This window comes from Cytobacillus stercorigallinarum, from assembly GCF_014836495.1.
Taxonomy (GTDB): domain Bacteria; phylum Bacillota; class Bacilli; order Bacillales; family Cytobacillaceae; genus Cytobacillus; species Cytobacillus stercorigallinarum.
Genome location: NZ_JACSQT010000003.1, coordinates 317,030 through 342,137 on the forward strand (window position 1 = coordinate 317,030; position 25,108 = coordinate 342,137).

At 36.1% G+C, this 25,108-nt stretch carries 25 protein-coding genes and 2 pseudogenes; 10 read left to right on the forward strand and 17 right to left on the reverse strand.

Annotation, left to right across the window (positions count from 1 at the left end; translation table 11 throughout):
• Positions 1–57: 57 nt before the first annotated feature.
• Together H9655_RS09590 and H9655_RS09595 are read left to right on the forward strand one after the other, a co-directional pair.
• The gene (locus tag H9655_RS09590) at positions 58–417 is read left to right on the forward strand and encodes a PadR family transcriptional regulator (protein WP_191813346.1); all 360 of its coding nucleotides are present in this window, start codon (positions 58–60) and stop codon (positions 415–417) included.
• Between the two features lie 11 nt (positions 418–428).
• The gene (locus tag H9655_RS09595) at positions 429–1,604 is read left to right on the forward strand and encodes a chromate transporter (protein ID WP_191813348.1); all 1,176 of its coding nucleotides are present in this window, start codon (positions 429–431) and stop codon (positions 1,602–1,604) included.
• Between the two features lie 29 nt (positions 1,605–1,633).
• Here the strand turns inward: H9655_RS09595 and H9655_RS09600 are convergent, their stop codons facing one another.
• Together H9655_RS09600 and H9655_RS09605 are read right to left on the reverse strand one after the other, a co-directional pair.
• Positions 1,634–1,867, reverse strand: a complete 234-nt coding sequence (locus H9655_RS09600; RefSeq protein ID WP_191813350.1) for a hypothetical protein — start codon at positions 1,865–1,867, stop codon at positions 1,634–1,636.
• A gap of 203 nt (positions 1,868–2,070) precedes the next feature.
• Positions 2,071–2,337 (reverse strand): YxiJ family protein, encoded by a 267-nt coding sequence (locus H9655_RS09605; RefSeq protein ID WP_318245467.1) that lies wholly within the window; start codon positions 2,335–2,337, stop codon positions 2,071–2,073.
• 262 nt (positions 2,338–2,599) lie between these two features.
• On the opposite strand from H9655_RS09605, the pseudogene H9655_RS22390 reads away from it, so the two are divergent.
• Positions 2,600–2,821: pseudogene (locus H9655_RS22390) on the forward strand (Tn3 family transposase); the annotation flags it as partial.
• Between the two features lie 225 nt (positions 2,822–3,046).
• On the opposite strand, the gene H9655_RS09615 reads toward H9655_RS22390, so the two are convergent.
• Positions 3,047–4,237, reverse strand: coding sequence for an MFS transporter (locus tag H9655_RS09615; protein WP_191813355.1), 1,191 nt, complete (start codon positions 4,235–4,237; stop codon positions 3,047–3,049).
• Positions 4,238–4,327: 90 nt separating this feature from the next.
• Here H9655_RS09615 and H9655_RS09620 point away from each other — a divergent pair, with 90 nt between their 5' ends.
• On the forward strand, positions 4,328–5,983 hold the full coding sequence (locus tag H9655_RS09620) for an ABC transporter substrate-binding protein (protein WP_191813357.1): 1,656 nt from the start codon (positions 4,328–4,330) through the stop codon (positions 5,981–5,983).
• 782 nt (positions 5,984–6,765) lie between these two features.
• Here H9655_RS09620 and H9655_RS09625 read toward each other — a convergent pair.
• From H9655_RS09625 to H9655_RS09645, 5 genes are all read right to left on the reverse strand, one after another.
• Entirely contained in the window at positions 6,766–6,945 is a 180-nt protein-coding gene (locus tag H9655_RS09625) for a DUF6366 family protein (RefSeq protein WP_191813359.1), read from the reverse strand.
• 78 nt (positions 6,946–7,023) lie between these two features.
• A complete protein-coding gene (yiaA, locus tag H9655_RS09630; protein WP_225230546.1) occupies positions 7,024–7,473 on the reverse strand; it encodes an inner membrane protein YiaA in 450 nt (149 codons plus the stop codon).
• Between the two features lie 411 nt (positions 7,474–7,884).
• A complete protein-coding gene (locus H9655_RS22830; RefSeq protein ID WP_191813361.1) occupies positions 7,885–8,661 on the reverse strand; it encodes a VanZ family protein in 777 nt (258 codons plus the stop codon).
• The gene (locus H9655_RS09640) at positions 8,622–8,984 is read right to left on the reverse strand and encodes a PadR family transcriptional regulator (RefSeq protein WP_191813363.1); all 363 of its coding nucleotides are present in this window, start codon (positions 8,982–8,984) and stop codon (positions 8,622–8,624) included. The genes H9655_RS22830 and H9655_RS09640 overlap by 40 nt, the downstream gene beginning before the upstream one ends.
• 274 nt (positions 8,985–9,258) lie before the next feature.
• Positions 9,259–10,014 carry an SDR family NAD(P)-dependent oxidoreductase gene (locus tag H9655_RS09645; RefSeq protein WP_191813365.1) on the reverse strand — a complete coding sequence of 252 codons (756 nt, stop codon included), beginning with the start codon at positions 10,012–10,014 and terminating at the stop codon, positions 9,259–9,261.
• A gap of 491 nt (positions 10,015–10,505) precedes the next feature.
• Here H9655_RS09645 and H9655_RS09650 point away from each other — a divergent pair.
• Positions 10,506–10,937, forward strand: a pseudogene (locus H9655_RS09650) (ClbS/DfsB family four-helix bundle protein).
• A gap of 198 nt (positions 10,938–11,135) precedes the next feature.
• Here the strand turns inward: H9655_RS09650 and H9655_RS09655 are convergent.
• The 6 genes from H9655_RS09655 to H9655_RS09675 all read right to left on the reverse strand — a co-directional run bounded on the left by H9655_RS09655 (position 11,136) and on the right by H9655_RS09675 (position 17,940).
• Positions 11,136–11,888 (reverse strand): ABC transporter permease, encoded by a 753-nt coding sequence (locus H9655_RS09655; RefSeq protein ID WP_191813367.1) that lies wholly within the window; start codon positions 11,886–11,888, stop codon positions 11,136–11,138.
• 3 nt (positions 11,889–11,891) lie between these two features.
• Complete coding sequence (locus H9655_RS09660; protein WP_225230525.1) at positions 11,892–12,650, reverse strand: ABC transporter ATP-binding protein; 759 nt, start codon at positions 12,648–12,650, stop codon at positions 11,892–11,894.
• A 304-nt stretch (positions 12,651–12,954) separates the two neighbouring features.
• Positions 12,955–13,083 carry a hypothetical protein gene (locus H9655_RS22685; protein ID WP_263600745.1) on the reverse strand — a complete coding sequence of 43 codons (129 nt, stop codon included), beginning with the start codon at positions 13,081–13,083 and terminating at the stop codon, positions 12,955–12,957.
• Positions 13,084–13,135: 52 nt separating this feature from the next.
• On the reverse strand, positions 13,136–14,935 hold the full coding sequence (locus tag H9655_RS09665; protein ID WP_191813371.1) for an ABC transporter substrate-binding protein: 1,800 nt from the start codon (positions 14,933–14,935) through the stop codon (positions 13,136–13,138).
• Between the two features lie 31 nt (positions 14,936–14,966).
• On the reverse strand, positions 14,967–16,466 hold the full coding sequence (locus tag H9655_RS09670) for an ABC transporter permease (protein ID WP_191813373.1): 1,500 nt from the start codon (positions 16,464–16,466) through the stop codon (positions 14,967–14,969).
• Between the two features lie 13 nt (positions 16,467–16,479).
• Positions 16,480–17,940, reverse strand: a complete 1,461-nt coding sequence (locus tag H9655_RS09675; RefSeq protein WP_191813375.1) for an ABC transporter permease — start codon at positions 17,938–17,940, stop codon at positions 16,480–16,482.
• 120 nt (positions 17,941–18,060) lie between these two features.
• Between H9655_RS09675 and H9655_RS22835 the strand changes: the two genes are divergently transcribed.
• Positions 18,061–19,821 (forward strand): ABC transporter ATP-binding protein, encoded by a 1,761-nt coding sequence (locus H9655_RS22835; protein ID WP_191813377.1) that lies wholly within the window; start codon positions 18,061–18,063, stop codon positions 19,819–19,821.
• Positions 19,822–20,083: 262 nt separating this feature from the next.
• Here the strand turns inward: H9655_RS22835 and H9655_RS09685 are convergent, their stop codons facing one another.
• Both H9655_RS09685 and H9655_RS22395 read right to left on the reverse strand, forming a co-directional pair.
• Positions 20,084–20,713 carry a hypothetical protein gene (locus tag H9655_RS09685; protein WP_225230526.1) on the reverse strand — a complete coding sequence of 210 codons (630 nt, stop codon included), beginning with the start codon at positions 20,711–20,713 and terminating at the stop codon, positions 20,084–20,086.
• Positions 20,697–21,479 (reverse strand): hypothetical protein, encoded by a 783-nt coding sequence (locus H9655_RS22395; RefSeq protein ID WP_225230527.1) that lies wholly within the window; start codon positions 21,477–21,479, stop codon positions 20,697–20,699. Before H9655_RS22395 ends, H9655_RS09685 begins: the two co-directional genes overlap by 17 nt.
• Positions 21,480–21,531: 52 nt before the next feature.
• On the opposite strand from H9655_RS22395, the gene H9655_RS09690 reads away from it, so the two are divergent.
• The 3 genes from H9655_RS09690 (at position 21,532) to H9655_RS09700 (ending at position 22,655) form a co-directional block, all read left to right on the forward strand.
• Complete coding sequence (locus H9655_RS09690) at positions 21,532–21,705, forward strand: hypothetical protein (RefSeq protein ID WP_191813381.1); 174 nt, start codon at positions 21,532–21,534, stop codon at positions 21,703–21,705.
• Between the two features lie 121 nt (positions 21,706–21,826).
• Positions 21,827–22,177: a hypothetical protein gene (locus H9655_RS09695; RefSeq protein WP_191813383.1), complete on the forward strand. Its 351-nt coding sequence runs from the start codon at positions 21,827–21,829 to the stop codon at positions 22,175–22,177.
• Entirely contained in the window at positions 22,161–22,655 is a 495-nt protein-coding gene (locus H9655_RS09700; protein ID WP_191813385.1) for a hypothetical protein, read from the forward strand. The genes H9655_RS09695 and H9655_RS09700 overlap by 17 nt, the downstream gene beginning before the upstream one ends.
• On the opposite strand, the gene H9655_RS09705 is transcribed toward H9655_RS09700, so the two are convergent.
• Entirely contained in the window at positions 22,652–23,968 is a 1,317-nt protein-coding gene (locus tag H9655_RS09705) for a short-chain fatty acid transporter (protein WP_191813388.1), read from the reverse strand. The two genes, H9655_RS09700 and H9655_RS09705, sit on opposite strands and share 4 nt — an antisense overlap.
• A gap of 152 nt (positions 23,969–24,120) precedes the next feature.
• Here H9655_RS09705 and H9655_RS09710 point away from each other — a divergent pair, with 152 nt between their 5' ends.
• A complete protein-coding gene (locus H9655_RS09710; RefSeq protein WP_225230549.1) occupies positions 24,121–25,020 on the forward strand; it encodes a nuclease-related domain-containing protein in 900 nt (299 codons plus the stop codon).
• Positions 25,021–25,108 lie beyond the last annotated feature (88 nt).

Genomic DNA, 25,108 nt, shown 5'->3' on the forward strand with positions numbered 1-25,108 from the left:
CTAGTCAAAGAGAATTAAACTCTTTACATATTTACATAAACGAAAATTTATATTACTATGAAATCGAAAACCGATATCGATTTTACAAATCAAGGAGTCTTTACTTTGGAAAACAATAAAATAATAAGAAAGTTATTTTTAGGCTTTATTCATATTCATATTTTACATCATGCGAAGGAGCACCCCATATATGGGAGCTGGATGTTGGACGAATTAAGAGAACATGGTTATACCATTAGCGCAGGTACACTATACCCAATACTCCACGGGATGGAAGCTGATGGCTTATTGCTAAAAGAGGAGCAATTGGTAGATGGAAAAATAAGAAAATATTATCGCATTACTGAAAAGGGTGCAGCTATCTTAATTGAAGCAAGAGCAAAAGCATATGAATTATTCAAAGAAATTAAAGAGTAAAGGGGTCCTGCATGCAATACTTTAAACAACTACTTGAAATTTTCATTGTATCAACAAGACTTGGTTTCACCTCTTTTGGAGGACCAGTCGCGCATTTAGGTTACTTTCATCAGGAATATGTTCGTAAAAGAAAATGGATGGATGAAAAAAGTTATGCCGATCTTGTAGCATTAAGTCAATTTTTACCTGGCCCAGCAAGCAGTCAAGTCGGCATTGGCATTGGGGTCATGAGAGGTGGCGTTTTAGGTGGGATTGTATCTTTTATTGGCTTTACAATGCCCTCAGTCATTGCTCTTATTTTATTCGCTTATTTTGCTCAACAGCTTGGTCTATTGGAATTTGGTATTATCCAAGGGTTGAAAATAGTTGCTGTGGTCATTGTTGCTCATGCGATTTTAGGAATGGCGAAGAGTTTAACCCCTGACTTGACTAGGAAATCAATCGCTTTATTCGCGCTTTTAATCACCTTACTTATTCCCCATAACCTATCGCAAATTGGGGTCATTCTTGTAGCTGGATTGCTTGGTTATTTTATGTTTAGTAAAAAAGAGGAGCATGACGGTTTATCATTACAAGTACCGTTATCAAAGAAGATAGGATTGGTTTGCTTAAGTTTATTTTTTGGGCTCTTAACCATCCTTCCGATTTTAAACAATTTAATTTCAAGTACTTGGCTAAGTATGGTTGACAGTTTCTACCGGGCTGGAGCATTGGTATTTGGAGGAGGACATGTCGTTCTTCCCTTATTAGAAAGAGAATTTGTTCCTACTGGATTAATTAGTGAAGAAGCCTTTTTATCAGGGTATGCGGCTGCTCAGGCTGTGCCTGGACCTCTATTTACCTTTGCAGCATTTATTGGCGCGGATATGAATGGTTGGTTAGGAGGTATGGTTGCAACATTTTCTATCTTTTTACCTGCCATACTACTGATCTTTGGTGTCTTACCTTTTTGGCATTCATTAAGAAAGAATCAACATATAAAAGGAGCATTCATTGCCATTAATGCTGCAGTTGTTGGAATATTAATATCAGCCTTTTATAAGCCCATATGGACGAGTGCCATGATTACGCCATTAGATTTTTCCTTAGCAGCCATATTATTCTTTATGTTGGTTTATTGGAAACTTCCACCGTGGCTCATTGTTTTAGCTGGAGCACTAGGGGGAGTATCAATAGAAATGACTTGAAAGCCGTTATTGTAAAATAGCGGTTTACTTTATTTTTCCTTCATCTTTAATTTATTTTCTAGCTCCGTTACACGATGCTCTAATTCCTGCCTTTCAGCAAGCTCCATTCTTAATTTTTCCTCCATTAGTTTTCCGTTTTTCAAATATCTTTTTATTACTTTACACGCTGCTACAAATACGATGATAAGTACGGTAGGAATGATAATAACAAAAGCCAATATTATTATCCCATTAACTAACGCAAACATATCCCCAAACCCCATGATTTCTACTCCCAACTGAATGAATATCTTATTGTTTAATTAGTATATAGTCAACATTTCCATAGAGCCACTCTTTATTTTCCCACATAGGCTACTAATAGTATAAACTGAAACAACAGCTTGTCCACTCCGCCCTCCTTCGGAAAAACCCGAATGATTTCACAAAAACTTTTGATACAAGAATATTATTTTTTTATTAACTTCTATTCTACCAAATACGCTAACAGCAACACACGCACCTCATCGTACAGCAGATATTTATCTAAAAAAAGAGGATAATCTTTCATTACCCATTTTAAAAACTCATAGGTTGGGAATTGCTCAAAAAAGTTGGATGCCAATAAGGTTATTTGCCCTTGTGGAAGCTGATCTTGGCGCTTATTGGCAACGTAACTAAGACTACCTGCTATATTCATCCAGTATGTATTTAAATTTTTTAATGGGAAATTTTGTACGATAAGAAAATTTATAACGCTAAGACCTTATCAAAAAGGTTTTTACTCTTAATAAATGGTACTTTGAAAATTGAAATTGAGTTTTGGTCCATAAATAAACGGATTTCAATTCTTTTAAATCGAAATCTAAGTATGCACCATAAACTGTTGTTTACGGAACTTTTGAATGGGCTTGCAACTAAAAAAAAAAATGCACTTTCGGGAAAAAATATAAAACGAAGGATTCTCAAGGGGTTAGGAAATGCAATAAAATATGTAAATATAAATCTGTAACGTTTCTTATACAATGGTTGCCAACCACATTCCGGGAATGACCGAATAATTCGGCGCCAACGAACATGAAAGTCATTATGTTTTCGATATTCTTTACAATAACACTGATATCCAACTTGAGATACATTCTATGGATACACACGGGACCAGTGAAGGAAACTTTGCGATTCTTCACTTTTTTGGTTATCAGTTTGCTTCAAGCTACAAAGATATATATGCAAAAGTTATGCTCCTGTTAATTAAGCAAAGAGTTTAACTAATCCATTTAAGCCCTCATAAATTGCCCAGCTAGAATTTTTTCATATATAATTGAATTTACCTCAATAGATTAATCCACCCTATTGAGGTAACACTGTAGCCTTTGCTATAACAAACACATCCTTTTTTCTTAACAATGTTTATCCGCCAAATCCTGACTCTACCCAAGGAATCTACTTTTTAGGACTTTCCCTTAAACAATCAGTTCAAATTTATTTTTTTTCAACAATATAAAATTAAATAAAACAAAAGCAGCACTTAGTATAAAAATTGGTGCAATTGGTAAGCTTTCTGCCCAAATTCCTCCGATAAAAAGACCTATTGGCACTGCTAACTTCATAATCATTGAAGTTGTTCCAGCAACACGTCCTAGCAAATGATTAGGTGTTGTTTCTTGCCGAATGGCTAAGTAAACGATATTTGTCATTGTTATGGTAGTAGTTCGAGTCGCCAGTAAAATCCCTAAGCCGATCCAATGATCAGCAAAATAAAATAATACGAGTACAAATACCTCAATAAACATACTATTTGTATATATTTGCCCACGTGTATAACGTTTTTGCAATGGGCGTATAATCTTAGCTCCGATGATACCTCCAATCGCTGAAATCGTAAGCATCATCCCAAGCTCTTCTTTTGTAAAATGTAATTGATCCAGAGAATAAAACGTTAACACACCAATAATTAAACTCGATGCAAAATTAGAGAAAAAAATAGTCCATGTCTGAAGAAGGAGTGACTTATTGCCAATAAGTGCAACGATTCCTTCTTTCATATCCTCTAAAAGAGAACGTTTCACCTTACTAATTGGTGTAGGTACTTTTTCGATAAAGAATGCAATAATCGTCATACATAACTGACATCCTAAAAACAACCATAGAAAAAGAGAATTTGACATCCAGAGAAGCAAAATACCGAGTAGGCCAGGACCAATAATGGTGATCATCGTTGACAATAAAGCGAATTTTGCTTGTATTTCCGTCATCAAGGATATATCAAACAACTGAGGCACTATGGCATTGGTCGCACTACCAATTGTGTAACTGATAGTAGATATCAAAAAACCAAGTATATAAATGTGCCACAGCATAAAATCTGTGTTCGTTAATAGAAAGACGAATACAAAGGAAATAATCATTCGAATCACGTTTCCATAAATTATAATATATCTCCGATTTATTCGATCAACTAAAACCCCGATTAGCATACCTAGCAAAACATTTGGCAAAAAATCCATGATTCGCATTATACTCATGGCAAGCGCTGATTTTGTATATTCATATAAAATAATCGGTAAAATAAACGAAAAAATGGTCATCGATAGATTGATGAAAAAGTGCAATGCATATATCTTTTGAAAAATTTGATTTTTATGTAAATTCATTCTCTTCCCTCCCATAAAAAGTGTAAAATATAAAAAGGAGAACAAAAAGTGAAAAGTTAAATTATTTAATTCACCTTTTAGGAGGAGAATATGTATTTTTATGAATTAGAGTTATATAAACACTTTAAATCGAATGTTCGAACACAAACTTCAATCGACTTTTTAGCAACTATTTGGCATTGTTCAACTCGTCATGCAAAAACACAAATACATCTATTGCACCAACAGCAAGTGATAGAGTGGGAAACAAAAAGAGGTCGAGGAAAAAAACCATTTCTAACACTGCTAAGAGATCCAATCTCAGTATTAATAGATGTCATGCAAATACTTTGGCATAAGTCAAAATATGAAGAAGCTTTTCAAATCGCTAAAAAAATGGAACTATTTACACATCCCAAAATTCAACAATGGTTAAATGTCAAATTTGGACTACAAAATGAAAAAAACCTACATATTTTTCGACACAGTATGTATTTTGTTGAACTTTGTTTAGATCCAGTAAAGGCTTTATCACGTCATGATCATCATGTATTAGAACAGATACATGAAACTTTGTTTTATATTGATGAAAAAGGTAATGCCCGTAAGAATTTATTGTTTCATGTGAACAATGAAGATTTTGTACAGTGGCATTTCATTTTGAGGAAAGGGATACAATTTCATAATCTACAAGAGGTTACGGCCACAGATGTTGTCTCATCACTGAAAACTGCTGCGCACCTCTATTCACATTCCTTAAAAATCAAGGACATTCAAGAAGTTAATCGGTATGAAGTATATATTACCTTAAACAGTCCCTGTGCTTTGCTGCCTTATTTTTTGTCAAGAATTCGGTTCGCGATTACACCGGCAGATGGAACAAAAAACATAGGCTGCGGACCGTTTTCCTTAATTGAACAAAGTAAAAGACTATTAAAATTGGAGGCATTCCCCCAATACTTTAAACACCGACCATGGATTGATCTAGTAGAAATTGTCTATAATAATCAATTTCTACTAGATTCCATTCGCTACGAACCTTTTGAAGCCTCCGTACCGAACAGAAAAATTATTACTCAAGAGCTTGGGGCAGATTTTATTTGTTTAAATGCCCAATTTGGAGAATTACAAGGAAAAGATAAGCGAGAATATATTTGGCATTTAATTGAACCTTCGCAGTTTATTATTTATCCGTTAAGAGAGGATATTGCTTATAGTTGGATTATAGGCGACGATTTATTTAATTTGCCAAAACCTTCTTATAAACCTATTTTCACTAAACCTTTAGTAATTGGGTATCAACAAATTCGCCAAGGGGTGAACCATGAAGAGAAGGCGAAAATTTTACAACAGTTGTTGAAAAGTGTTGGGATTCACTCAACTTTAAAATGCATAGATTTTAAAGAGAAACAAGTCAATCTACACACACAAATTGATCTCTTTATCGGGGGGATTGCGCTAGGACATAATATTTATTTAGCACTGATAAATGTATATCTAGCAGAGCCAAAAATTATTAGCACTTTCATGGAGAGTCAACAGGCTAAATATGTAAGAGAACTGCTACAAACCTTTATAGAGAAGAATGATAACTTTGAGATTTTCAAAGATATCGAGAGGTATATTCAAGAAAATTATGTTGTTAAGTTTTTAACACACCGTAAACATATTGTTTATTTGCGAGAAGATACACCATATAAGCATGTCATATTCGATAAAAATGGTCGCATTGATTATCGTAATATGTATTATTTAGAAGAAGCGTGAAAACCCCGAAATAATTACTATTTATGAGTGTACCTATTCGAGGGGATTTTAATAAAAAATTGTTTTCAAAAGAAACACTATATATATGGAAGAAAAAGCTCGGTATAATAAGATATTTTTTGCGGTTTTTATGTCTGAGAATAGCTCTGAGACAAAATTAACTTTTATTTTTTAGAACAATAATAAAGATGTTCAACGTTTAACCGATAACCTAACTCCTAAACTAAAGATTATTCATCTTTCATTTGATGGTAACTTTTCTTGGACAGATTTAGGTGAAGCCATTATCGATCTTAGCCATCATATTTCAATTTAATCCAGCTGCTAAAATTACTAATGTTGTTGCAGCGTTATAGGATATTTCAACAATATTATAATCTAAATAAAAAGGGCAGTTACACTTTGCCCTTTGAAACTATTTATTTAAATAATTTTAAATAAATCTCTACCGGTATTTCAAATTTCTGTTGCCCCTTATTAATGTAAAAAATTTCATGCGTTACGCATCCATTTTTTTGTGTTATGTTAACTTGTCTATATCGTGTATCACTACTCAAGAAAAATCCCTTTTTCTCCAGCAGCAGTTAGCCAAAATTATTATTAATCTTTGCTAAGTCTTCATATGGCATAGGATGATATAGGTTTTCCCTTTTTTCCACTAACTGTTTAAATATTGTTTGTTTATTGATATGATCACCACCGATTTAAATTGTTGATTGATTACATGCTTATGTTAGCAAAGGGAAAATAAAGGCTTCTATTGAGAGCTGTTCTTCCCGATATCAAAAGAACCACTGATAAAAGAAAAATCCCCCAATAGCAATGATTATGAGTAACAATAAATCTTTCCAACCCATCCCACTTACATCAGGTGATGGACTCTGACTTTTATTGATGCTATCATTTAGCGTAACTGTGGGATGATTCTCCAACTCCTTCTTCTTTCTATCTTCTGAAGGCATTTAACCACCCCTTTTTGTTTTCATTTTAGGGAAAAGCAATAGATAGCTATATTTACTGCATTTTCCCTATCGCCACTGTCATTCTCTTTCTCTTGCAGCTTGTGTATCGCGAATATTCTTTTGTACTGCCACACTTGCAAATAAACTAAGGACAAAAGCCATCGCATAAAATCCTTTTTCGCTTAGAATAATACTGCCAGCGTTATATAACCCAATGGCCATTAATGAAACGGCGACAATTAAAGCAAACCAACTGATACCATAATAAATACCTGTCACAGGAATACCATCTTCCTTATCCCTTACCGCCTTTTGTAAAGAAATTGCGGCATACAATCCAAATATTAGAACAGCAAAATAATAGCCTTTCTCATTCAATTCCATCGCGGCATTAAATAGACCAATAATATAAGCCGCCACACCGATTAATAGCGCTGCCCATGAAGCACCTTTAAAAGCTGCTGATGGTTCCCCTTCTTTTCTTTCTTCTTTCACTTTATTACTAGTCTTTTTCACCTTTTCTATCATCAACTCTTCATCACTTGGCAACATAATCTCCACCTTTCTCAACCCCACCACACGGCTAACACAAAAGTTGACCAGCCTGACATGATGAGCTTATAATAACTACATTTTATGTTAAATTATTCTGTAAAATGTTACCGCAACCCTAAGCATATAAAATAAATAACTGCTTATCGTTAAGAAAGTGATTGGATAACTATTAGGCAACATGGCATTAAGGTAATAAGCAAAATCTTGACCAAATATGACAAATAGCGTGCTAAGGAGTAAACAAATGAAATGCCTCTTTTTGTTTAATTCAGTGTAATTATACACTTAGTTAATTCGTTTAAAAATGTTTATTTATGAAAAATCTCATTTTTGAGAATAAATACCTAAAAAAAGTTAGTCCGAAAACTCGAACCAACTCCTCTTTTATCCTTTATTCAGTTTTAAATTGGCTTTTCTTATGAACAAATTCACATTAAGGATAGTTTTATACATCAAATAACCGATCATTGCCCCCATCGTATTGAGGATAATATCATCAATATCAAACTGCCCGACTTGCAAGAAAAACTGTAGAAGCTCAATAGAAAAACTCGCAGTAATGGCAGTGATGGTTACGACTGAAAAAAGACGACATTGTTTAAAAAGCACCGGAAGTAATAATCCTAATGGAAGAAAAATAAGGATATTTCCAATTGTGTTAGTTATAATAATATCCAAATTAAAAAGATCAGCATTTAACAGATAGTTGATTGTTGTTTTAAAAGGGATAATATTCAAATTCATTCCCCATTCAGAAAAATTAAAGTTAAAAAAGCTCATTTGTTCTTCTCTTGAAAAAAAATAAAAATTATATCCATAACCATTAGCATAATTCATCACTCTCTCCAAAAGCCGACCAAAAATTAACTTCCATGAGACGACTAGCGCAAACAATGAAAACAGCAACCAGCTACTCACCTTAAAGAGTCGATAGAATGGGAAGATAGATTGATTATACCCATGGGCAATGCTTTTCTGATTGCCAAAATCAGCTAGAGCCAACTGTACGGCCTCTTTTTCACTCTTGCCATTTAGCATATGTTCTTGTTTCAGTAGTAAAATATGGTCAGTCATTTCATCAATGATCTCCTGTTTTTCAACATGGTTACAATCAATAGTATTTACAATTTGTTTGATATAGGATTCAATTTCTTTGTCCACTTGAGCCCCTCCGTTGTTACGTTAATCAAATCATTCACTTTTTGCCACTCGCCTAGTTTCCTACTTAATTCTGTTTTTCCACCGTTTGTTAATTGATAGTACTTTCTTCGACCACCAAGCTGTGAATCTTCCCAATATGATTCAATCCAGCCATTCTTCTCCAGCCTCTTTAAAGCCGGATACAATGTCCCTTCACTCATGTTATACAACTCATGACTGTTTTCCTTTAAGCTCTTAACCATCTCATATCCGTACATATCTTTTTTCGATAATAATGAAAGCAACAAAATATCAATACTGCCCTTCATAATCTCTTTATCCATTCTTTTTCTCCTTTATTTGGAAAGTTACTAAATATATTGTAATACGATATACATCGAATAACAAGGTATTTTATAAAAAATGTTGTCTTAATGTTTTAATAAACCAAATTTGTTATTATTTTCAATAGTAGCATACTTTATTTCGAAGAGTGAAACCGTATGCTCGCTGTCCTCATAATACAAAATATCGTTTAATTATAGTCAATAGTAAATGGTTATAAAAAAAGAAGGCAGTCTTTATAGACCACCTTCGTGAGTAATGTAACTCTATTTCCTATAACGCGCCCATACCACCATCTACACGATATTGACCACCTGTTATGAAGCCACTCTCGTCAGAAGCGAGGAACAAGACAAGGTTTGAAATGTCGTCCGATTCAGCATATCGTCCGAGTGGAATCGCTTTTGCCAACGCATCTTGATCTGTTCCCATACCTTCTTCTAGTGAACGCATCATACGAGTGTTTACAGGAGATGGATGAACGCTATTTACACGAACATTATATGGAGCAACCTCAATGGAAGCGGCTTTGGTTAAGCCAACAACTGCATGTTTAGAAGCAATGTATGGCGTTACACCAGGACTACCGTGTAATCCCGCTACAGAAGATGTGTTGATAATGCTACCGTATCCTTGTTCTTTCATGACACGAAGAACGTGTTTTAAGCCAAGGAATACACCACGAACATTTACTGCAAGTACTTTATCTAGATCTTCCACTTTTTGTTCCGTGATTGGAGCTACTTTTCCTTCAATACCAGCATTGTTAAAGAAGATATCTATTTTTCCATATCGTTCAACTGTTTCACGAACATAGTTTTCGACATCTGCTTCTTTGGACACATCTGCTTGAATGATATGTACTTCACCATATGACAGCAATTCTTCCTTTGTATTGGCTAATGCTTCATCAAATAAATCAACCAGTACGACAGTTGCTCCTTCATCTAGGAATTGTTTCGCTGTTACTTTCCCGATTCCACCAGCTCCGCCAGTTATAATTGCTACTTTATCTTTTAATTTTGTCATAATGTCATTCCTCCTTGGTAATCTCAGGCTCCATTAAAACGCTTACAAATAGCCTGACCATACTATCTAACAATAGTATAAATACTACTATTCCTAGTATAAACTATTTTTGAAATAAAAATAATTTCATTTCTGATTTCCTTCAGGGATTAGATCTTAGCGATTTATAATATTTTTTTGAACATAGTGGGGGAAAGGTTCGTAAAGTGATGAGAAATAGTCAAATAAGTCTCATCATTCCACGAGTATTCTGTTTCTTTAGCTAATTGACCACAGCAATTAATGGTAAATCCTCAACATGTAAAACTAGGGAAAATTTGTTATTATTTTCAGTAGTAGCATCCTTTATTTAGAAAACTGAATACAATTTATCGAATGCTCGCTGTCCTCATAAGTATCACTTTTTCAACAAGGGCATAAGTAAAGAAGCGTTTCGTTTTTTTCCAATTGTTGGATTAATACACCTGATTGTTTAATAGAAAATATCGTTTATAGGGGTATACTATGGCCGGGATAAAAATTTCCGCGATATTCTTATGCATCTATATGAATGGCATGCGATGTTGGAACGATGGTATAGAGAAGGCATGGCCGGAGATACACCATCCATGCCGGCACCCGGGTATAAGTGGCGCAAGATCCAACAGCTTAATCAACAAATTTAGGAAAACTACCAAGATATGAAACTCAACCAAGCAATCATAAAAGGTAAATTAAGCCATGAGCGAATCATGAACATTATCAGGTCCCATACCACTGAAGAAGTCATCACGAAAAAGCATTACAAATGGACAAAAACAGGCAATCTATATAGCTATTTTGCTGCTAATACATCCAAGCACTACTTGTGGGCAATGGGGAAATGCGAAAAGATTATCACAGAACTCAATACAATGGATTTGATTGGTGATGGGCGTAAATAGTTTTAGATCTAGCTTGCGGTTTTAAATTAGATGTTACCGTTCTTCCTCTGCCAACGACGAGACCAATAACTTCATAAAAAGTACCCTATAGGTAGACTTTTTTAATTATCTACTTATAGAGTACATTTTTCGCTGTAAACCAACCATAGTAACTGGACTGCTAAGTCTATTCTCTTATATGTTTAGTCTATTTTCACTTCAGAGCCACTTAAATGTTTTAATTGTAATTAGATAAAAAACAATACTTAAGCCAAGTATAATTGAAATATTCCCTAAGATTGGCAACTTTCCATCGAAATCAAATAATATCTGGTGGTAAATATCTGTAAGGTATGTAAACGGAATAAAGTAAGAAATCGTTTCAAATATATCAGGTAGTATATACAATGGAAGCATAGCTCCACTTAACATAATAAGAGGCATCATTCCAACGCTTAATACACCAGATGCCAATTCTGTATTGTTAAATAGTCCCCCCATTAAAAAACCTAAAATTAATATGAAACACATACCTAATAAAGAAATCAGTAAAAAAGGAATGATATTAGATACGTTTAGTACATCTAAAAATACACCTACGATTACAAAAATAAGAATTTGTACTGCGGCTAAAATCAGGCGAACCATGATTTGGGAAATCACAAATGTACTTTCCTTTAGAGGGGTGGTTCTAAATGTCTTGAGGATTCCCTTTTCTCTCATTTCAATAATTGGTTCCGATGTTCCGAGAAATCCGATAGAAATCAATGCAAAAATGAGAATACCCGGAAATAAATATTCAATAAAAGAAAGTCCAGATTCTACTGATGGCCCCATGATAGAGCTCATACTATAAAATAACACAAGAAAAAAGAGAGGAAAAAACAATGTAAAAAACAAAATTTTAGGCTCGCGAATAATCTCTTTTAGACCAGAGATCATTAAATTTTTCACAACATTTTGACTACTCATTTCCTAATCAACCTCTTTCCTTAGATTACTCCCAGTTAAGTATAAGAATACATCTTCTAATGAGTCAGAAGTTTTTTTCCTATGGGTATTTATAATCTCTTTAGGTGTCCCAGAAACTATTATTTTTTTGTCATGTAATATTGAGATACGGTCACAAAGTTTTTCTGCTTCCTCCATATAGTGAGTAGTTAATACAATTGTACAACCTTCATTCCTAATCCCTCGAAGAACATTCCAAATTAATTGCCTTATTTGAGGATCAATTCCCGTGGTAGGTTCATCCAAAATGATTAAACTAGGATTGCCGATTAAAGCCAACGCTACCAATAATCTTTGTTTTTGGCCGACAGATAAATCTTTCACCCTTTTCGCCGATATTTCTGTCAACTCAAGCAATTCCATTATTTCTTTTGGTTCCATTGTCTCTTTATAAAAACTACTAAACAAATATATTGTTTCATTAACTGTTTGCCTAGGTAAAAGGTTAGCTACTTGGGGTTGAATCCCGATATGTTTCATCAATTCTTCTCTATTTATACTAGAGTCAAAGTTTAATAGGCGAATTTCACCTTGATCAATTTCGTTAAAACCGACAATACTTTCAATCAATGTGGTCTTTTCTGCTCCATTTCTACCAATAATCCCATGTATCTCTTTTGCATGAATATTGAGATTTAAGTTTTCAATAACTTTTTGGTTTTTAAAACTTTTAGTTAAATTTTTTACACTAATACTGAATTCATCATCATCGATTGTCTTCATTAGAGTATTAGACATAATTCCCTCCAATATCAAATTTTTAATTGTTCATACTTTGTTAATGTCTTCATAAAAATTTTAAAAGCACTCCAAAAACGATAGCCGATTCTTTTTACCACAAGTAAAATATACCATATAATGTTAAAAAATGTTTATTTGATTACTAAAATTTTTATTTTATTTTTAAAAGCTAGTGGATTACACGAATGGTTTGTTGGCAATGGGGGAAAGGTAAAAAGATTGTTGCAGAAATCAATACAATGGATTTGGTGATAAGCGTAAATAGTTTTAGAATGTTCCTGCGTTACTAATTTTCTTGTTCTGAGCCTTTTTTCGCTTTGAACTTTGGCAATACGTTCGATTGCGGCCATTCACTGATTTTTAAACGCAAGTAAATCATCTGCCGCCATAAACGATGAAGTCGATGACGCCACATAAAAAAGCCCCCCACTAGAACTTCTGTGAGGGGCATCTTTCGTTTCTCTCCATTATTCAGCTTGATACTTACCTAAGAATTCCTTCACTTTATCCGCATCGGCTTTTAATTCATTGCCAGTGTCTACGAGTGGACTTACTGTAGATGAGGCTTTGAGTTTATTACCTTGGTAGTAATCAATGATTTCCTCTTGGTTGATTGAGTAAAGCACAGCTCTTCTTAGATCGGCACTTTCAGAAACGGCACGACCTTCTGTATTGAATAGAAGGTAGGATACAGCATTACTTGGAATGCTTTGTAATTGTAATTTGCTATCGCCTTCCACTGTTTCATATTTATTTTCTGGAACGCTGTATTGAATATGTGTTTCTCCGTTACGTAAGGCAGATAGTGAGCTATCGATATCGGCAATGAATCGAACGTTTACTTGGTTAATGTTTGGTTCATTTTCGGTACCTGTCATATAGCCTGGGTTTTTGTAGAATACAGCTTCATAATCATTTTTATGAGATAAGATGTATGGGCCACTTGCATATAACGTATTGTCATAGCTATCGCCTTCAGTTATTGTGTTTTGGTCACCATAAGCGATGTCCTTGTTTACATCAAAGTCTTCTACTTTATACGTATTGATTGATTCGACTTGTTCTTTTGATACAATACCTGCTGATTGGTGCGCAAGATAGTTTAATACTTGTGGGAAAGGTTCAGTTGTTGTTACCTTCACCACTTGGTATTTACCTGACGCATTGTCTGCTGCATTATCTTCAGCCACTAACTCGGCAATCTCTGTTTCTAAGCCTTCTTCAAGTGCTGCTTTAACCGTTCCCTCGCCGCCTGAAGTTTGTACCTTTTCTAATTCTGAAACATCTGTCACCACTTCAGCTGTTTCAATATGCTCATGTAAGCTATATGTGCGGTGATCTGGTACAGAATTTTTGTCTTTCGCACGTTCTAGTGAGAAGACAACATCCTCTGCACCAACAAGATCATCTGTTTCTTCTACTTTTTTATCAGTAACTTTGGCAAAATTAACATCATCTCTTAATAAGAAATAATACTCAGAATTGCCGTCTGCAATACTAAAATTACGAGATAGGGAACCATCAGCCGTAACAACATCATCATCTGTTAAGTTTACAAGGCGAATATACATATTCGAATTTAACATATTGATCGAACCATCATTCCCTTTAATTGGATCAAGGGAAGTTAATGTTGAAAGTGTTTGTGACAATACGAGTGGATCTGTTTCTCTCTTCGCTTCATCTTGGAAATCAATCGTTTCCCATGCTAAAGAGCGGGATTTAGAAAGGCGAACAGAATCTGGTACTAGCACATCTTTATTCAATGCTTGTGTTTTGTATGAGCTATATAATGGTGCAATATAAGCTTTATCAAATACAAGTTTTTCCTCGAATTCCTTATATGTTTTCGCGTATTCTTCTGGTGTTTCAGTACTTGCTTTATTTATTAACTCATCAATCTCTTTATCAGCCATAATGCTGTAATCTCCGTCGCTAATAAACAATGAACGCACAGCGTAATCTGGGTTTCCTGTTACAGTCGTCCAACTTGTTAAAGCAACATCATAGTTTCCTGCATCTTGTTGTGCAGTAAAGCTGCCATAGTCAGGTTGGATGTTTAGTTTTACATCAAAACCATTTTTCGTTAATTGGTCACGAACAATGTTCATGTCCTCTTCATTACTGCTCATGCCAAGAATCTCTATTGTTGGCTTAGAGCCATCACCACTACCTGAACCTTCATTCTCAACATCAGATTTTGTATTCACACATCCTGTTAAAATTAATGTAAATATTAACAAGAATGATAGTACCGCCTTTTTCATCTGCTTTCCCCCCTGAAAGTCTTTTAATTTATTAATCAAGCTTAGGGTCAAGTGCGTCACGCAACCCATCCCCAAGAAAGTTAAACGATAAAACAAGTGCAATAATAGCAATACCAGGGTAAATGGCTAAGTAAGAATGTGATTCCAAATATGCACTACCTACTTTTAAGATATTCCCCCACTCCGGTATATGCGGCTCAATTCCTAATCCTAAGTAACTTAAACTACTTGTGGCAATCACTGCGCCTCCGATTGTTAACGTTGCCTTTACAATCATTGGTGCCAGACTATTTGGGACAATCTGTTTAAAAATAATCGATAAATTACTTGCTCCCAGCGCACGAGCCGACATGACATATTCCATGTTGGAAATCATCAGCACATTTGCTCGCATTGTTCTTGCATATGTTGGAATGGAACCAACACTTAAGGCAATCACTAGTGTCGTTGTGCTTGCTCCGAAAGCTGCGATAATAACAATCGCAAGTAAAATACCTGGAATCGCATATAAAACGTCTAATAAGCGCATTAAAATATTATCCGTTCGTTTTCCATAATAACCAGAAATCGCTCCTAGAATCCCACCAACCACAAACGGAATTAAGGTTGATAATACCCCTACAATCAGAGATATTCTCGCCCCAAAGACAATGCGGGAAAAAACATCGCGACCAAAATTATCTGTACCTAAAGGATAGGCAAGACTCGGCATTTGTAATGTAGCACCATAATTATTTTCAATCGCCATATCATAATCAAAGGTCCAATAACTGCAAATCGATAAGGTGAAAATAAACAGAATGAAAAATAATCCTAGCATCGCTGTCATATTACTCGCAATTTTCTCCCATATCGTATACCATTTGGCAACAGTAGATGGCGTTTTGCTAAGCACTTCTAATAGCATAAATAGACCTAAGGCAAGGGCAAATAAGTTCCCAGTAAATGAAGTGATAATCAATAAAATCCCAACATATAACTTCCATTTCGGTGACTGGCCTTTATCCTTTATCACAAGGAATAGTACAACCAACTGGAAAACAAAAATGACCAGTAACAGAAACATACCCATTAAAAACGTGTTCGCTACATACGGTTTAAATAAGTTTAATGCAGATACGGCCAAACAATAGAATTGCGTCATCAACATAAACATTGTAAATAAGTATTGTGGGTTTTTTTTCTTTTTAATGAGCCCAAATGCAAAAGCGGTTGTGAAAATATTCCCCACCAGTACACTTAATAGCTGAATATAACCCCAAATTCTTGTCGATGCGCGAATAACGCCATCTCTTTTCAAATCCCGCTTTACTTGATAAGCAATAAAAGCTTGAATGATAGAGAAAACGGCATAGGCAATAAATAAAGTAAAGAAAAATGGCTTGATTGCCCCCGCGGAAAAATCAATGCCTGCAAGCAGAAAAATCAGCGTTAAGGCAATCGAGACAACAAGGGCAAAGTTTGCCTGCGTATATTCAGATGTCGCCTTTAAGGCGAATTTTTTTAACAAGCTATCTTTATGAGTAGACATGCTGCACCTACTTTTAATATTGTTTCATTTTTGAACGTATTCTTGGATCGATAAATGCATATAAAATATCAATGAATAAGTTCACTAATGAGATTGTAATGGCAATGTATACAACACCGCCCATAATTGCGGGAATATCAGGGATAAACTGTTTATCAACAATATAACTGCCAATTCCGCTTATATTAAAAACTTTTTCTGTAACAGCAGCTCCACCGAGCATACCGCCAAACATTAAACCAATTACAGTAATAATTGGAATCAATGCATTTCCAAAAGCATGACGCCATAGTATTCGGCGCTCATTAAGCCCCTTTGCTCTTGCAGTAATAATATAATCTTCATGAATGACTTCTAGCGTAGATGAACGAGTCATCCGAGCAATGGAAGCCATTAAACCGGTTCCCAGAACAACCGCTGGCATGATGATCGAAAGTAAATTGCCTGGTGTAAAAGTAGCCGGCAGCCACTGTAACTCAATTGAAAATGTTAAAATAAAGATTAAACCTTGCCAAAAGTTCGGAATCGATAATCCAATTAAAGCTACGAACATGAGCGTATAATCTAAAAACGTATTAGACCTTGTAGCGGAAATGATCCCAATGGGAATAGCAATAACAACCGCTAAAATTAAGGCAATAAACGTTAAAAATAATGTAATTGGAATTTTTCTAGCGATGGCATCAACAACATTTTCATTTCCGGCAAAAGAAGCGCCTAAGTCAAATGTAAAAATACCTTGAATGGCTTGCCATAACTGAACCCAATACGGTTGATCTAACCCATAAATCTGGTTAAATGTTGCGATTTGTTCCTTCGTAGCCGTTACTCCTAAAATATTGGCAGCTGGATCAAACGGTGAAATATACAAAATCGTAAACACAAAAAAAGCGACCCCTATAATGACAAACAGGGTGGAAACAAGCCTTTCAAAGATATACTTTATATACGGATTCATATACAAGAAAATAAGGATATAGAACAATAATCCAGGTATGAACGTAAGGACAACAAATACTGGATGTTTTAATAATGTCCGCATGATACCTGAGAAAGTTAATTGATTTTCTCCTCGCTGCGCTAATTCCTCTTGCACTTTATCCTCTACTATCTGAAGAAATTCATCTTCTGCTCTCTTTTCAGCTACTTGTTTTATCTTCAACTCGTCTATCTTTTGCTGAAAGAAAGTTTGCTTTCGCCTTTGCTGTTCTAAATGCTTTGTAATTAATTTTTCTTTTAATCCGGCATCTGTACATGCTTGATGAAGTTCATGCCATAACCGCTGATAAGCATCATCTTTTCTCTTCATTAGGTAAATAATGAAGCTAATTACATAAACTGGTAAACCTATAATCAACATCCCCCATTTTAAAAATGGGTATTGGTTCATTTTCCCAAAGGTTTGACTGAGTGTCGAAAGCACATTTGGAACGCTAGATGAATGTCTTTGTGGCGCATTTTTCACTGTATTCATTCATCCGTTCACCCCCTCTAGTCCCGATAATTCCTAGTTGTATACTATATTTTAATTCTAGTATAATATGACTGTCAATATCGTTCGAGAGTAAACATCAAAGTTTGGTAGGTGGAGAATGTGGAACCGTTATTAAAAATAGAAAATTTACAAGTATCCTTTATGTCTCGAGAGAAGGAATTTGAAGCTGTGAAAGGTGTCAGCTTAACTGTCAATAAAGGAGAAACATTAGGCATTGTCGGTGAATCAGGCAGTGGCAAGAGTGTGACTGCCCGCTCGATTATGAGACTACTCCCGTCTCCTCCTTCCCTTTTAAAAGACGGCGAGATTATATTTTCCGGTAAAGATCTAGTCAATGCAAGTGATCAAGAAATGGAAGCGATCAGAGGGAAAGATATTAGCATGATTTTCCAAGATCCGATGACATCGTTGAATCCGACGATGCGTATTGGTCAACAATTAACTGAAACGATGCTTAAACATACAAAAGGATTACCTAAAACACAAGCAAAGGCTGAAGCAATTGAGCTTTTAAGATTAGTAGGGATTCCAAAGCCAGAAGTTCGTTTTGCTCAATACCCACATGAGTTTTCTGGCGGGATGCGGCAACGGGCAATGATTGCTATCGCTCTTGCTTGTCGTCCTAAGCTCCTGATCGCTGATGAACCAACAACAGCACTTGATGTAACTATACAAGCGCAAATACTGAACCTAATGAAGCATATGCAAGAAAAATTTGGCACTGCGATTATTTTAATCACCCATGACCTTGGCGTTGTTGCTGGCATGTGTGACCGTGTTGTCGTCATGAAAGACGGGGAAATTGTTGAAAAAGGCACCACCGAAGAAATTTTTGAGCAAGCCACTCACCCTTATACATTACGATTACTCAATGCTTTACCAAAGCTTCATGAGAAAAAGAAAGCAAAACCAGCTCCGCGTATTAGCGAGCATATTAATGCAAATGAACCTCTTCTCGAAGTGAAATCATTGAAACAACACTTTGATTTAGGCAAAGGCCAAGTATTGAAGGCAGTTGATGATATTAGCTTCTTTATTCAGCCAGGCGAGACACTTGGTCTTGTCGGGGAGTCAGGTTCAGGTAAGTCCACAACCGGGCGTGCGATTTTAAGATTAAACGAACCGACCGCTGGTGAAGTGTTGTACCAGGGTATTCCTGTAAATCAACTAACAGCAAAGGAAATGAAGATGATGCGCAGGCATATGCAAATGATTTTTCAAGATCCTTATGCTTCGTTAAACCCGCGCTTTAAAGTAATTGATATTATCGGGCAAGCACTAGATATTCATAAGCTTGTAAAAAATAAGCAAGAACGTCGGAAACGCGTTGAAGAATTACTAGAAATGGTAGGTTTGGAGAAGGAGCATGCAATGCGTTATCCCCATGAATTTTCAGGGGGACAAAGACAGCGAATTGGGATTGCCCGCGCACTCGCCGTTGAACCAAAATTCATCGTCTGTGATGAACCACTCTCTGCACTAGACGTATCCATCCAAGCACAAGTCGTTAAATTACTTGAAGACTTACAGCAAAAGCTTGGATTAACCTATCTATTTATCGCCCACGACCTCTCAATGGTCAAACATATTAGTGACCGTGTAGCCGTCATGTTCGGTGGGAAAATCGTTGAACTCGCAGAAAGTGAAGAACTGTATGCTAATCCGCAACACCCATATACAAAATCACTCCTCGCTGCCATTCCAATCCCTGACCCAGCGATTGAACGGCAGAAAAAACGCGAGACTTTGTCCGCACAAGAAGATCGACGTGAGGCATATCAACTCGATCAAGCTGAACTGGTAGAAGTAACGCCAGGCCATTGGGTAGCGCAGGTGCGGGAGACAGTGGTTGCAAAATAATAGAAAGAAAAAGCATGAATCTCCGATGAGAGATTTGTGCTTTTTTGAAGACAACTACTTTTCACTTCAAGGAGAGTTTCAGTTAGTGGAGTGGCATCACTAGGGCAAGGGGAGAGAACAGAGTTAACCGTCCCATTTGCTGCAACTACTTGCGAAATGCAATATGATTAGATGATTTTGGAAGTCCCATGCGATTTTAGGCAAATCGATGCTGACCTCTAAACGAATCTGTATAATACAAATGTATAAACCTCTAATCTTCTTATATTTTTTCCCACTTAAAAATCATTGAACTTAAAGCAAACAGAGCTTCCATCAGAAATATGAGCAATGTAAAAAGAGAAATTAAAGCAAATAGATTCCCAATCAGAAATATGGGCAACGTAAAAAGAGAAAGCAAAGCAAACAGAGTGTCTATCTGAAATATGAGCAACGCAAAAGGGGGAACCCAAGCAAACAGAGTCCCCATCAGAAATATGAGCAACGCAAAAGGGGAAACCCAAGCAAACGGAGTCCCAGCCTGAAATATGAGCAACGTAAAAGGAGAAAACCAAGCAAATAGAGCCCCTATCAGAAATATGAGCAACGCAAAAGGAGAAAACCAAGCAAACAGAGCTTCCATCAGAAATATGAGCAACGCAAAAAGAGAAAGCAAAGCAAACAGAGTCCCCATCTGAAATATGAGCAACGCAAAAAGAGAAAGCAATGCAAACAGAGTGTCTATCTGAAATATGAGCAACGCAAAAGGAGAAAGCAAAGCAAACAGAGTCCCCATCAGAAATATGAGCAACGCAAAAGGAGAAAAACAAGCAAACAGAGCCCCTATCAGAAATATGAGCAACGCAAAACGGGGAACACAAGCAAACAGAGTCCCCTTAAGAAATATGAGCAACGCAAAAAGAGAAAGCAAAGCAAACAGAGCACCCACCAGATATATGAGCAACGCAAAACGGGGAACACAAGCAAACAGAGTCCCCATCAGAAATATGTGCAACGCAAAAAGAGAAAGCAAAGCAAACAGAGTCCCGATCAGAAATATGTGCAACGTAAAAAGGGAAACCCAAGCAAATAGTGCCCCCACCAGATATATGAGCAACGCAAAAGGAGAAAACCAAGCAAATAGAGTCCCCCACCAGATATATGAGCAACGCAAAAGGGGAAACCCAAGCAAACAGAGTCCCCATCAGAAATATGTGCAACGTAAAAGGGGAAACCCAAGCAAATAGTGCCCCCACCAGATATATGAGCAACGCAAAAAGAGAAAGCAAAGCAAACAGAGCACCCACCAGAAATATGAGCAACGCAAAACGGGGAAACCAAGCAAACAGAGTCCCCATCAGAAATATGAGCAACGCAAAAAGAGAAAGCAAAGCAAACAGAGCACCCACCAGAAATATGAGCAACGCAAAAGGAGAAAAACAAGCAAACAGAGTCCCCATCTGAAATATGAGCAACGCAAAAGGAGAAAGCAAAGCAAACAGAGTCCCCATCTGAAATATGAGCAACGCAAAAAGAGAAAGCAATGCAAACAGAGCTTCCATCAGAAATATGAGCAACGCAAAAGGAGAAAACCAAGCAAACAGAGCTTCCATCAGAAATATGAGCAACGCAAAACGGGAAAACCAAACAAACAGAGTCCCCATCTTTTCCCTATTCATCTGCCATCAAACTATTTATACTAAAAGGACACGAGACTATAGGAGGTTCTTTATGGATTTATTAAAAACTTGGGAGTCGGCTCTTTTAAGTTCAAATTCTATCATCCGGACTTATGCGTCAGAGACATTAGAACATACTTTTCTTTCAACTCCTGATACGCTTAATAAAGTATTAGATTCTCAATATGCTGATGCGCTTATTCCACATATCAAATATATGCATTAGATAAAAAAAGTATCGATCTCTTAATTAAAAGGATTGAATCTTCCCATCCTCTAGATCTTTCCATTATCAATATTTACTTTTACAAGCATCACCAGAATTACTACTTGCGAATAAGAAGAAATTGAAGTCATATGTAGAACCATCACTATTAGAATGGTTGGAAGGTTTGAAAGCAGCTAATAACGAAAGTCTCTGGGAAGACTTTGGTATGGTTTTAGCCGAACCGGACAAGAAATTTAACCCAGAACTACATCCTTATGGAATATACATTGTAGATGAACTTCTCCTTAGGAACGAACTATTGACGAGCGAAATTGATATCGTTCTAGAAGAAAACCTTAAGAAACCTTTTTTTACTTACGATGCTATTTACTTTCTATATTTTGCTGGAAAAATTAAATACGAAGGCGCACTTCAAGCCCTTTTAAAGATAATTAGAAGAGGCTTGTCGCTCATTGATTCGAATAGGTAATGATACGGTTATTAAAGAGGTTGAAAAAATTGCTTTAAACGAGAACTACATTCATTGTATCGATAGATTAGCAAAAATAAGAACAGATGCGTCTGAAAAAGCCTTACTCCGACTTTTTGAGCAAACAAAGAATATATCCATTCAAACAGTAATAGCTGATGCCCTGTGTCAACAACTATCTATTGCAGCCATTCATAAAGTAGAACATTTGTTAGAAGAAGGTTTTGATGCGAGCATCCTAGAATTAGATGAATCTCTTTATGCAAACTTGGTGCTCCAACAAATAGATAAGCCCTATATAAATGAAATGAAAAACAATGTTCTTCAACAACAGGCACACGCCAAACAACTGTTAGATGTGTACTTCCAACAGCCGGTGACAAAAAAAAAATCGGACGGAATGACCCGTTCCCATGCGGTAGTGTTGTATGGCATAATTGTTAAAAGGAGCTTCGTAAAAAAGCTCCCTTTGGTTTAATAGACCCAAAATATGAGAATAGAAGTAATCACACCAACCCAAACACTCAATAAAATACAATAGCCCATAATATGACGAATATGCAGACCTACTACACTTAAAATAGGGAGTGCCCAAAATGGCTGTATAAGATTCGTCCAGCCATCTCCCCATCCAACAGCCATCGCCGTGATTGCATGATCCACTCCTAATTTTGCTCCAGCCGCTACTTGTAAAGGACCTTGCAACGCCCATTGGCCCCCACCTGAAGGAGCAAGTAAATTAACAAACCCAGCAGTCCAGTAAGTAAATAACCTAAACGTTTCTGTCGATGCTACCGATGCCATCCAATTAACAATATTTTCTGCTAACCCAGAACTTCCTAAGACAGCAATAATTCCCGCATAAAAAGGAAACTGTAAGATAATCGGCGAAATCGATGTTGCGGCATCTTTAAATGCCTCAGCATATCGAAAGAGAGACTGGTGACATAATAAACCGAGAGATAAGAATGTAAGATTAATAATATTCAAGTCTAAATCTCTACCATTAAAAAAAGAAATAAAAACATATAATAAGCCTATAATTCCTGTGATTATCCCCCATATTCTGGCATGTTCTAACCGAGAGGCAAACGAATGTTTATTTGCTTCATCGCCATCTATCCGAGAAGAGATCTTTTTTTCTTTTTCCACAAAAGGAATAATGTTTTTCTTTGGAGCCATTAAGACGAGAAAAATAGGCATAGTAATCAATAAAGCTAACAAGATGATAATAGTACCTGAATGAAAAATCGTTTCTGATGTGGGGATAACACCAATCATACTTTCAAGGAAATGCCCTTCTGTCGCCACCGATAATCCAATTGAACTTGATAACCCAGCAGTATATAAAACTGTTGGTGCATAAGCAGCCGCTACTAGTAAGGGAAAATGTGCTTTCTGATTTCTTTTCCCCACTTCTCGAGCAATAATCGCACCGACAATAACCGCCAATCCCCAATTAATATAATAAGCAAATGAAGTCACGAGAAATGTTAGCACATAAGCTTGATTTGCGCTTTTAGCTAGGGACGCGACTCTAATAAGAAAACGTTCAATAAAAGGGACTTTCGCTAGCGCCATACCTGTCATTAATAATAAAATCATTTGCATAGTGAAAGTCAGATAGGCCCAAAAGCCATCACCATAAGACTCCACAATCGTCAATGGATCACTTGGATTCATCACTAAAGCAATAACCATCATAAGCAACATCAGTATCACGGCAATGACAAAGGCATCCGGCAAAAATCTTTCAACAATTTTTGAAAATCTCTCTGCCAAACGATTCATTCCTAACTCCCCCTAATACGCTTGTCAGCACTAGGCTGTAGTACATGGTATGATTTTTCAGAGAATGTTATACCGCTTTATTTTTGTAGGCTTTAGCGTAGATTTGTTTTATAATAGTTAAAAATAGGAAAGGATGATTTTGTTTGACTATTATGAAACCCCTCTTTCTTCCCCAACAACTCCGTTTTCTCAACGCACTCCATGCTAGAAAAGAATTATCGTCAGGCCAGCTCCATCACCTACAATCAATGAAAAAAGGAGCAGATGGTGAAATACGTTGGACAACCCTCTTAAACGAACTGCCAGATGACATACCCATTCTCTATGATCTCAATTTAGAAATAAACCAAACCGTTTTTCAAATCGACGCCCTCTGTATCCTACAAAACAAAATGGTTATATTTGAAATCAAAAACTACAGAGGAAATTATTCAATAGTAGATAATCAATGGTTTAGCCCAACAAAAAAGGAAATGAAAGACCCCCTCCTCCAAATCAAACGTAACGAAACACTCATTCACCAATTTCTTAAAAAGCATCAGCTTCCAATCCCCTTTGACTATCACCTTATATTCGTCCATCCCGAATTTGTTTTATACGGTGCGACGCCAAATCAAAACGTTATTTTCCCTGGACAAATTCCAGCATTCCTAGACACCTTTAAAAATCAAACAATCTCGCCAACAGGTCTCCATACGAAAGTCATCGATACTTTACTAACCAACCATAAGAGCAAACTTACAATGCTCGTCAAACCAGAATATGACTACGAAGAATTGGCAAAGGGCGTCTTTTGTAACGGGTGTTGTGGGAGGATGATGCGGATAAGCAAAAAAAGTTTTAAATGCACTCATTGCTCTCAAATCATTGTATTAAAAAAAGTAGTCTTAGAAATGATCAAGCAATACAAACTCCTATTCCCGCAACGTAAAATCAAAAAAAGTACCATTTATGATTGGTGCGGCAAGGAAATAAGTGGAGATTCAATATTAAGAGTCTTGCAACAAAACTATACTGAAAAAGGGAAATCAAGAGGTGTTTACTACGAATAGATAAGAACCAATTAATTCTACTAGCGACGACTTTTATTAGTCGTCGCTATCTATGCTCGTTAATTATTCGTTTGTTTTCTTTATAACT